The 12286-nt window shown below is 41.6% G+C and carries 2 protein-coding genes; one reads left to right on the forward strand and one right to left on the reverse strand.

From position 1 onward, the window contains the following. Positions 1–31: 31 nt before the first annotated feature. A complete protein-coding gene (locus FBD94_RS13990; protein ID WP_136880635.1) occupies positions 32–9421 on the reverse strand; it encodes an Ig-like domain-containing protein in 9390 nt (3129 codons plus the stop codon). Between the two features lie 303 nt (positions 9422–9724). Here FBD94_RS13990 and FBD94_RS13995 point away from each other — a divergent pair, with 303 nt between their 5' ends. Beyond that, positions 9725–12271 carry an NACHT domain-containing protein gene (locus tag FBD94_RS13995; RefSeq protein WP_205945885.1) on the forward strand — a complete coding sequence of 849 codons (2547 nt, stop codon included), beginning with the start codon at positions 9725–9727 and terminating at the stop codon, positions 12269–12271. Positions 12272–12286: the final 15 nt, after the last annotated feature.

The following is a 12286-nucleotide window of genomic DNA, read 5'->3' on the forward strand; positions in this document are numbered from 1 at the left end:
ATTCTATTTTTCATTATCATCGGATACATTTTTATCTCAATAGTGTTATTGTTCCTTTTTTAGTTGCTTTTGTGCCGTCATTAAAGTCAGCGTCCAGATAATACACGTATACTCCATTTGGTTGTAAAGTGCCCCTATAAGTACCGTCCCAACCATTCTGAATGGATAATGATTCGTACAAGAATTGTCCCCATTGGTTGTACACACGCAGTTTTAATTTAGCAATGGTATTTCCGTAGACATACAGGATATCATTTTTACCATCGTTATTTGGCGTAAATGTGTTCGGAATAAAGATCTCGTTGCCCAAAGGATTCTCAGCCTTTCCGGTAAAGGTGGTTGCATCGCTTAGCTGACAATCCAGTTGGCCTTTTGCCCTTACCCGTATCATCACTTGCTGGTCTGGGTTTAAGCCCGCAATCAGGTGTGAAGTTCCAGCCGGCCCCGAACTTGGAGCCGTCCATGTTAAGCCTGCATCTGTAGAAACCTCGTAGGCCGTAGCTCCAGGTACCGCAATCCAGGCAAAGTTGATACTAGTTGCTGTTGCAGCCTGTACAGATACCACCGGTGCAGCAAGCTTAGTTAATACTGTAATGGTTACCGCAGTGCGTGTACTACTTGAACAACCGCTGAGCAAATTAATACTACCTACATAGTAAGTTGTTGTTGCAGACAATGCTGGTACAGTAAAGCTATTTCCTTCTGCTAGTGATGCGCCACCAGTTTGAACGTTAAACCATGCATATTTAACTGCAGGATCGGGGTTATTAACCGTCAATACCGTCGTACTACCTGGACATACCGGACTACCAGCGCCCGAAACTGTTGCAGGAGGATTTGGAAGTGCGCCTGCATTGACAACTACTGGTGTACGCGATGAGCTTGTACAGTTTCCTGATTTAGCTTCTACATAATAAGTTGTAGTGGTAGCAGTGGCTGGCAGTGTAGTAAACGTCGTTCCAGAACCTAATATAGTAGTACTAAGCGCTGTAGCATACCAATTGTAAGTAACACCGGCTACCGCATTGGATACGGATAAAGTAGCCCCACTTCCAATACAAGTATTTACAGTGCCCAAAGGTACCGAAGGTGCCTGTGGCCTATTTGTTACGACAACGGTTATTTTAACCATACCATTAACACTACCACAATTTGACGCGTTGGTAGCCTTTAGATAGTAATCAACATTCCCATTAAGTGGATCAGTGGTATACGAAATACCGGTATGCAATAAAGTTCCATTCGACGCAGCAGTATACCATTCGTAAGTAACTCCGGCTTGCGGATTTTGAACGGTTAATATCACAGCATCACCAGAACAAGCTGTTGGACTTGCTGGACCAATGATTGGTACATTTGGCACTGGATTAACCGTTACCGTCACCATTTTGGCCGAACCAGGTACATTTTCACAAACCCCATCCCCGCTCACCGTCACGTAATACCTGCTAGTCGTAGTCAAAATAGGTGTAGTTACATTTGCCCCCCTAAAGGCTACATCGGTCAATTCGGCATCACGGTACCAGGTAAATACAGCGTTATTTACAGTACCACTGCTTACAGTAAGAGATGCCGTTTGTCCCGAGCAAATGGTTTGATCAGCTGAAATGATATCCTTAACCTCTCCATTTCGAGTTACAGTAACTGTAACTACTTTTGCTGAGGCCATATCATTGGCACAAACACCAGTTCCGCTAACCGTTACATAATATTTGGCGGTTAGGGTAAGCGCAGGCGTAGTAAAGGTCGGTCCTTCAAATGCAAGATCAGTTAGCGAAGCATCTCGATACCATTTAAATACGGGTAAAAGTACTGCGCTGCTTGCGTTAAGTATTGCTGTAGTTCCCGAGCAAATGGTTTTATCTGCAAGGGTAATATCTGAAGCTATGCCATTTCGATTTACCGTTACCGTTACTACTTTAGCATTTGCGGGATCATTCGCGCAAACATCAGTTCCACTTACGGTAACATAGTATTTGGTGGTAGCCGTTAATGCTGGTGTAGTAAATGTACTGCTTCTTACAGCCAGATCAGTGAGGGCAGCATTGCGATACCAGCTAAATACTGGATTGTTTATCGCGCTTGTAACGGTCAAAACTACCGCAGTACCTGAACAAGTAGCTCTATCGGCCGCAATAATGTCGGCTTCTGTAGCGTTGCGATTTACTGTAACCGTAACAATTTTAGCAGAAGCAGCGGTGTTTGCACAAGTACCATCACCACTTACAGTTACGTAATACTTAGTGGTTGTAGTAAGTGCATCTGTAGTAAACGAAGCTCCTACAAAAGGTACATCGGTTAATGCCTGAGTTTTGTACCATCTAAATACCGGAGTAGTTACTGTTGTACTGGCTGCATTTAAAGTAGCGGTAGAACCTGCACAGATGGCTTTATCTGCTACTACAATATCTGATGCTACCGAATTCTTATTTACCGTTACGGTAACAATTTTAGCGGATGAAGCATCATTAGCACAGGTATTTGGTCCATTTACAATGACGTAGTATTTGGTGGTTACCGTTAACGCATCGGTAGTAAAGCTAGCCCCATCAAACGGAACATCCTTTAAAGCCGGATCCTTATACCATTTAAATGTAGCACCAGTAATAGTTGGAGCAGTTGCTACTAATATTGCTGTATTACCCGAACAAATGGTTTGATCACTAACAATAATATCAGCTGCCAATGCATTAGGCCTAACAATAAGCGTAATTTTTAATCTGGCTGAGTTAGTACAGCTATTTGCATTAACGGCTTCAACAAAATAGTCATAAGTACCCACGGCTAAATTTGCTGAACTGAGGTAATCCTTATTATTTGCTACCAATTGGTTTCCGCCAACCGCAGCATCAAACCAGTTAAATGCTACCCCATTTACAGCTTGTACGCTTAAAGTAACAGGTGTATTGATACAAGTCGTTACCGGACTAAGCACATCCGCAACAGGAGTCAATGGCAAAGGCAATATGGTCACCACTACTTTTACCCTTTTGCTTTCACATCCATTTCTTGCGGCAGTAACAAAGAAATCATAAGTACCCGCAGTCAATGTTGTAGGCGTTGAGTAGGTGTTGCCATCCGCCATGAATGTAGTTCCCTGGTACCATTTATAGGTTACGTTAGGCTGAGGATTGGTGACAGACAATACTGCCGCCGATCCCTGACACGCAGCTGCAGTTGGCGCCAATACATTTGGAGCAATCATTATACGCTGCGCATAATTCACGTCTATGGAGGTAAAGGCCCCTAAAAGTCCTGAATTTAATTTTACTTCAATAGCATCAAATGGCAAGGTTGGCACAAAAGTTAACAAAGCCTGAGAACCATTACTCAAAAGTTGAAGATTGATCGATGAATTGGAAATCACGGTTGCATCACCATTACTCGTCCCATTATTATAAGATGTAAGCTCAAGTGATGGTAAAATTGCCAATGAAAGTATTTTACTTGGCGAAGTAAGCAATACCCTAACCGTATCACCTACATTAGATAAACCGTTAAAACCTAAACGTTGGTAAACAGATCCCGCTAAGCCAACTGGTATCACCAGAGATGATGCCGTTGCTGCATCCTGATCAATCGCCAATCCTGAATTGTATACATCAGTAAGCAGTACTATGCCAGTAGTTCCCTTAGTTTGTGCACTTGCACCTTCGCAAGGAACAGGTGATACAGGTCCATCAAAAGCCGTTACAGTAACCAACGCTCTTGTTGGGGCGCTACAGCCCGAAGGCGCTGTAGCTTCAACATAATAAGTTTTCGAACCCGCCACCAGTTGAGCATCTGCGATAAAAGTTGGACCGGTAAACAACGGTATCAAGCCTCCGGGAGTATCGTACCATTTAAATGTAACACCGGCAGTGCTGGATGTTGCAGTTAAAACAGCTTGCACCCCAACCCTTACTGTAACAGAAGGCGGAGTAATCACTGGTATATCTAATGACCCAACATTAATCGTCGCTGTTGCTCTGTCAGAAGCTACATTACAACTATTTACAGCTTCTACAGAATAAGTTGTTGTTGCCAAAACAGCAGGTATCGTTAACGACGTCCCATCCTGGGCAAGGTAGGTATTAGTACTATTGTACCATTTATAAGTGAGGCCAGTAATTGGATTTTTAACCTTCAAAATCACAGTATTACCAGCACAGGTATTTACAATCGGTGTTTCTAATTCTGGTGTCGCAGGTTTAGGGTTTACACTTATATTAATTAAAGTTTTGTAGCTTTCACATCCTGAAGCATTAGCCGCTGAGACATAATACTTGGTATTTACCGTAAGATTAGGTGTGTTATAAGGATTTCCTGTAAAAACAAGGGCTCCTGTTCCATCATACCATTTATAGGTAAGTCCTACTTGAGGATTAAGCACTGATAAGGCTAATGGTTGTGTTGCACAACCAGCAACATTCGCCGAGGCTACTTCTGGTGCTTTGGTAATACGTTGTGCATAGTTTAAATCAACCGTTGTGAGCGCTGTTGCCACGCCGGCATTTAAGCGGACTTCTACCTGATCAAATGGAGTGGCCGGAACAAAAGTGAGTAGGGCCTCTGTATTTCCACTTAATAATTGCATATCTACCAAATTATTGGTCAATAACAATGGATCATTATTACTTACACCATTATTATAAGTAGTCAGCGTAATTCCCCCTAAAAGTCCTAATGAAAGTAATTTACCTGGTGTCGACAATTGAACACGTACGGTATCACCTGTATGTGAAAGTCCAGTAAACGCAGCACGCTGATAAACTGAGCCTCCCAGTAAACCTACCGGCAGTACTAATGATGATCCTGTTTTAGTGTCGGCATCAACGGCAAGTTCAGGGTTAAATACCCCCGCCAATAACCCAAGACCGTCCACCCCGTTCGTTTGGGTTACAGCCCCTTCACATGGTACCGGATTCGGTAGCCCATTATTATCTACATCAATGGTAACCTGCACACGGCTAGAAGCTGCACAACCAGTTACAGTCGACGCAGCTTCAAGGTAATAGGTAGTTGTAACCATTAATGGAGCGGTTACGTATGTAGGGCCGGTGTGCAAAGGTGTAGTATTAGTTGCTGAACTGTACCAGTGAAATATAATATTGGCTTCAGGTGATGAAGCATTAAGTATCGCTGTTTGTCCCGGACTTACCGTTGTAGCCGAGGCCTGAACTTGTGGCAAAGCCGGAAGTGGGTTTACAGTAACCACTGCCATAGTACGAGTTGCACTTGAACAGCTTCCAATAGCAGCTTCGACATAATAGGTAGTTGTAGCATTTAATATACCCGCGTTAAATACTGGTCCTTCAAATACTGGTGTTCCTCCTACTTCTAAGGTGTACCATTTGTAAGTTGCTCCTACCAGGGGATTGCTAACAGACAATACGGCTGCCGACCCAGCGCATACTGCGTCTGAATTTGCCAATACCGGAGCATCAGGTGGAGTAGTTACAATAACCGTAACTGGTACCCTGTCTGTATTTGCACAACCATTTTTACTCACTTCAATATAAAAAGTAGTGTTTACTGTTAAGATTGTAGGGGTTGTAAAGGTTGCTCCTGTAGCAAGTGCAGTACCTCCAGATGATGAAGCAAACCATTTTAATGTGGTACCACCATTTGCAGTTGCATTTAAGGTAGTCGCGCTGCCGGCACAAATTGTTCTGCCAGTAGCAGAAACCGTTGGATTAGGATAAACGATCTCTGCCCCGTAAATACTTAAATTACTCAAGGCAGAAACCAAAGCCCCAAAGCGTATCTCGACACGATCATATACCCCGCCTGCGACGAAGGTCGCTTTAAATCGGTTTCCTGTTAGTAACTGAAGACTAATTTGTGTTTCATTTAAAGCATGTGCAGTACCAACCATGGTATTGCCATTAAATAAAGTAATCGTAATATTTCCTAATACGGCCACATCAGTTAGACCTACCGGTGTAGCGATATCTAAACGAACACTGTCAGTAGCCGTACCTGGAGCAGCAAATATCAATCGTTGATAACCTGATGCACCAGCACCAACCACCAAATTAATTTTAGTAAAAGTATTTGGATCTGCATCTGTTGAAGCGCCTGGATCAACCACTCCGCATAGGAGACAAATACCATCAACACCAGATTGCTGACTAGTAGCAGCATTACACTTAGCGTTTACTGGTAAATTGGTTACTGTAACTTTAACCTCGGATCTAGTTGCACTCACACAACCTAATGCACTTTCTGTTTCCACAAAATAGCTGGTGGTAGCAGCTAAAGCCGGTGTAGTATAGGTGGTTCCTGTGAAGAATGCCGCGCCCCCTGTTGCTGCTGTATACCACTTTACAATGCTACCGCCAGTTGAACTAACCAATAGCGTTGCAGTCTGCCCTGTACTGATATTCTCATTTGCAGTAATTACAGTAGCAGGGTCTGGAGCGGCATTAATCGTTACATTTACAGCTGTCCGACTGCTTACAGCAGTACCAGAAACAGCTTCTACATAAAAAGTTGTGCTGGAATTTAAAGGACCTGTAGTATAAGTTGTACCTGTAAATAACGGCGTATTTCCCGTAGGGCCATACCAGTTATAATTAACCCCCGTTTGTGGACTCGATACAGATAATGTTGCTGGAGTTCCACTACAAGTAGTTACTCCATTTACAATAGGAGCACTTACCCCCACAACGATGGTGTAATCTGTAGTTGTGCTCAGATTATTTATATCTTTTGCCGTTACAGTTACCGTAAAAGTACCACCGGATAATGGTGTTCCTTTAATTTCTCGGGTAACAGGATCAAAGTTTACGCCGGGAGGCGTACCAATTGCCGTATAAGTATATGGAGATGTACCTCCACTAACAGCAGGCAAAACCTGAGTTGGATAAACCGTACCCACCAATCCATTTGGCAAGATAGCCGATGGAAGTGTAAGTTCTCCGTTTACTTTTATCGTGTAAGTTTGATTGGCAACCGTCCCATCCGCATCAGTTACCTTCACAGTTGCAATATAGGAACCCGAAGCCGTTGGCGTTCCTGAAACCTGAAGTGTTGCGGGATTAAATGTTAAGCCCGGAGGAAAGTTGCTACCTAGATAAGTGTAAGGACCTACTCCGCCTGTAGCACCAGTAAGCGTTTGAGTCGCATAAGCAACACCCACTGTTCCGTCTGGCAATGACTTCGTCAGTAGTAACAATGGATCTTTTACCAGAATGCTATAATTAGCTATCGTTGTTTTTCCTTCCGTGTCGGCAACAGTAATCTGGATCGGGTATGTTCCCGCTTGGGAGGTCGGTGTACCTTTTATTTCGCGGGTAATCGGATCGAATGTTAATCCAGTAGGCAATACTCCAGTTGTTATACTATAGGTATAAGCACCACTTCCACCAGTAGCCGATGGGATCGTTTGAGTTGGATAGACTACATTCACTGTTCCATTCGAAAGTGGCACCGTAGCCAATACCAATGGATCTCTTACCACTATCGTATATTTTTGTATAATGGTATTTCCGTTTACATCGGTAACCGTTACAGGAATCTCATAAGTGCCTTTTACTGTAGGTGTGCCTGATATTACCCTCGTTAACGGATCAAAGTTTAACCCTGGAGGCAAAGAGCCCACAGGAGCCGCATAAGTATATGGACCTGTTCCACCAGTAGCTGCTGGAATTGTTTGTGGTGGGTAAGGTATGTCAACTGTTCCATTAGGCAATAACTTTGTATCAATAGACAAAGCAACGTTTACCGTTAAGCTAAAAGCGGCAATTGCCACGCAACCTTTACTATCTGTTGCGGTAATAGAGAATGGGAAAACACCCGAAGCTGTTGGGGTCCCCCCTATAGCGCCATTGGTAGCCAATGTTAAACCGGCTGGCAGCGGGGTACTACCTTGTGCCAAGGCATAAGTAAATGCAGGTGTTCCACCGGTAGCGGCAGTGATCTGCTTAAAGTAAGGTGTAGTTAGCGTTGCATTACTCAATACCGTGGTTACAAAATTTACCTGCGGATTTACAGTCACCACTACCGGCACCCTTACTGATTCTTCGGTACAGCCAATGGTTCTTGCAGCAACATAGTAAGTTTTACTAGCCGTTAATGCAGGAGTGGTGTAAGAACCGTCAGCATTTGGAGTCAACAAATTACCAGCTATAGGGTCATCGTACCATCGTAATTCATTTGTAGGTAATGTTGTTGCTTTTAAATTAGCAGCTGTCCCATAGCAAGCTGTAACGGCATTCGATGCGGGATCTACAAACGTTGGACGTGCCGCCGAACGTGTAACGGAGTATAATTTAAAAGTTTGCGTTAAACCAACCGCTGCGAATGAAGAAAAAGTCACTTTTACTCTATCAAATTCAACTCCCGGTGCAAAAGGAATCGGAACAGGAACTCCGGTCTTCAACAGACCTAATAAATCCAAATTCAGCGTAGTATTTAAGTTGTTCTCGTAAACCGACGTTGAGCCCTTATAAGCCGTTAGCTTAATATTGTTTGAGAGTCCCACATCCAACAACGCTTTATCGGCTTGAATTTTTACATTAAACTCGTCTGTAGTCTTAGAGAGGGTTTCAAAATAAATCACCTGACTGACCTCGGATCCTAACCCCACAACACCCAGACTTAATTGAGAGAAATTAGTTTTATCAGCATCAATGACCCTTTCCATATTAGTTACTCCGGCCTGGCCCAGCTTCAAAGCGTCTAATGTTATACCACTCCCCTCGAAAGAGGTGGCAAAGCCCTGTGCACATGGATCAGTACCCTCACCATGAAAAGCATAATAAACATCTGTATAACTGCTGGCACCAAGCCCCAAAATAGCTTTGGTAAAATCTTTTACATAAACGCGATCATAAGGCATTTGAGGCGTAATGGCAATATAGAAATAGCCATTAACATCTTTAATAATTTTGACATTATCTGTAGCAAATGGGTTAGAACTATTTGCAGAAATCACATTATTACCACTCCCCGTTCCCATTCTGGCCCCAGCTTGAAAATACCGGTCTCCAAGTACAACTGTTCCAACCACATCAGCTAGTAAATTACCCAAACTACCTCCTAGCAACGAATTTAAGAGATCAGGATTATTTACATTGATTCGAATATAAGCCGTTTTGCCTGCAGCAACGGTAGTTGGAAACTTTAGTTCCAACTCTCCTTGATAAGCACCAATATCAAGGGCTACGCCAGCAGTGGAGTTTACCCTTGCAAAACTAGTTTCACTATTATTTTTCGCATTGTCAGGATTAGTTACAGTAACCGCATTAAAGCATGGTCCAAGCCCCAGAAAACCACAACCCACTACCGACGATTGTGCATTAGGGCTGGCCACCACATTATCCGCATAAATCCTAGTCTGGCTATACGATTTAGAAGTTATGAGCGTTATACTAAGAAAACTAACGAAGAAGAGATACTTTTTCAGCAGGTTAAATAAGGTAGAGGTCCTTTTCATAGGAGAGTGATTGAGATGAATTATGTTTACTGTGTACAATTGTAGATATACGTCCCCTTTTTGCCTCTATTCGTCTTGTTCATTTAAAGCAGGGTGAAGGCTTCATTGCGTTCATTTTGTTCATTATATGAATAAACAGCTCCATCTTTCGTCAAAAAAACATCACTAAAGCCCTGTTGGATAGGTTTTTGAAGTATTCATTTTTTTTATTCTTCTTTTTTCCGAAAATAAAAGCCTGTTCATTATTCTTATTATTGCGTTATATTCGTTTTGTTATATTTTTAACGCTCACTTATAAAGTGTATGGATGAAACATCTATCTTAAATGAACTTAAAGGTTTAATTCTAATCAAAACAGGAATTAGGACAGCGACACCTGCTGATTGCAAAAGGATATCGATTGAAATCAGTAGAGCATTGAATAAGCATGTCAGCGAAACAACCATTAAACGGTTATTTGGATTTGCTGCCGTCAAACACAACTTCTCAAAATTCACTATAGCTACGCTAACTGAATATGTTAGCGGAGAAATTTTAGACAGCTGGCCAATTGCGATTAGTCTTCAGCCCGGTGCTCCCCCTGCAACCTGGGGAGACATTAGATACAGGGTATCCAAAGTCAGCGATTTCACACTCAAAGGAATCAAAAATCGTGTGGGTATGCCCTATGAATTGACCATCAGTAGAAAATTTGCCGAACATGATTTTGAAGAGTTTCTTAAAAGTAGCTATAGCTTCACTGCATTCGTTTCACAACCAGGCTACGGAAAAACAATCTTAATGTGCCATCTGGCAGAAAAATTCTTCCATAACCCCAATACTGCTTTCTACGATTCCTCGATATTGTTTTTGCAGGCATATAACTTCTTTAATGCTGAAAATCCTAATCTAAATTTTGAGGATCAACTAAAAACCTTACTCAATATTCCCAAAAAAGAAAGTCTGATTAACTTCATTCAGGAGAACTACAAGAATACAAAGAGTAAGTTTGTTATTTTTATAGATGGTTTTTCAGAACTTACCCTTAAAAAGGATTTAAAGAAACAACTTTTTGATAGCCTCATCAATTTCATCTGTGCAATAGAAGACATTGAATGCATTAAATTGGTGATGAGCATGCGCTCTACTTATTGGATTCGCTTTTACGAATTGATCAGACATTCAGCTTATTTAAAATCGAAATGGTTTGCGGGTAACTACTTTAATGTAAGTGAGATTTCTAACGTTCCACCATTAACGGAAAAAGAAGTAGATCTGATTGTTGCTAAAATTGATGGCAAGGCGGTAACGGAAATCAACCCAAAACTCAAGGCCCAACTAAAATTACCATTCCATATCCAGCTGTATTATCAGTTAAAACAAGAAGACCCTTGTTTCAATTATTCTACAAACATCACCTTCCACGAACTGATTTCCAGGTTTATCCAAGAAAACATATACCGTTCCAACTATTATACAGAGAAAATCCTTTTCCTAAAAAAGGTAATTCAACTCACCGATTTTGGCAAAAATGGGGCGAGTGTCCCGAAAGACAATCTGATTGCAGAATTATCAGCATTCAAGAACGCCTACATGGAACTCCTTTCCGATGGTATCTTGATAGAAGAAAAACAATATGAGGATTATCATCCGCGAGAATTTGTTCGTTTCATTCACGCGCATACATTTGAATATTTCCTGTTCATTGAGATTCTGGAAAAATTCAATTTACGAGTAGAGGAAGATTTTTTCCAATACATCCAGAATGAACATCAAAATAACAGCGCCCGCTTCCAACTGTTGCAATGGGCTATTCGCTTCATCATTAGAATAGGCGACTTAAAATCGCTCAGATATGTGTTTGATTTGCCACTAAACCATCTCGAACACAATTATTTAATCCTTTTTATTGCAGAAAACTTAAAGTACAGATCTAAATATAGCGCTGACACAAATCACCTCATTAAGGAACACAAGCTGCACGATAAAATTGTTGAGCAGCTGATCAACTTTGATTTTATAGACACAAGCTTCAAAGAAGCACTGGAAGTATTGGTTGAGATTTCGGATGCTGAGGAGCATACTTTAGTCTATCAATCGCTCCTTGCTGTTATGGATATACTGAGTCTGGATGAAGCCAGAATCAATGCGAGAATGGAAAAAATACAAGACCTGGGGCCATCAGACTGGGTGGTAGACCCTTTTGAAGTTATCCAACTCGTTCATGCAAAAATTACCAACAAGAACATTAGCAATAGCCAGCTTTCGGTTCAGATAGAAAACTTATCGTATCCATTTTTAAAGGACAGCAAAGCCCTCAATACCCAGCAGGGGATTGTTTACCTAATGGCGCTAGTACTCAATTTATTTTATGGGTCGGATCAAGGGGCAATTAAAATGATAAATACCATCATCAAATTACACCCGAAAGAATTTACCCGGAGATCTGCATTTACCATCTTTATCATGAATATGCTTGCCATATCGCGGTCGCGAATAACCCCTGGCAAGAAAACAGAACAATTGATCAGAATTCTTGGCGTTGTTCATGAAAACAAACACCGTTATAAAGTCACACAATATTCAGCAGCCATTTTAAAAATGGCACAAGCACATCAACTTAGAAATAGAGGCGAATATCTGCTAGCCCGCGATTATTGTGAGGGCTGTATAGATCTCTTTAAAACCCATCATTTAAATTACAACTGTATAGAAATGTACAATTTGCTAATCGCTATCTTTTCAGATTTAAACAGTATAGATAGAATTAATGAATGTAAATATGAACGACTTACGTTCATAGATGAGAACAAATTTTCCCGCAAAATTCTCCCCCTACCCAGAGAACACACCGACTTCAATCACCATTAAATAAGAAAGCCACTG

Source organism: Pedobacter hiemivivus (assembly GCF_005144565.1).
Classification (GTDB): Bacteria; Bacteroidota; Bacteroidia; order Sphingobacteriales; family Sphingobacteriaceae; genus Pedobacter; species Pedobacter hiemivivus.

Excerpts from the sequence above, each read along its gene's own strand:
- FBD94_RS13995 (WP_205945885.1), top strand. The coding sequence starts at position 9,725 with ATGGATGAAACATCTATCTTAAATGAACTTAAAGGTTTAATTCTAATC.
- FBD94_RS13990 (WP_136880635.1), bottom strand. The coding sequence starts at position 9,421 with ATGAAAAGGACCTCTACCTTATTTAACCTGCTGAAAAAGTATCTCTTC.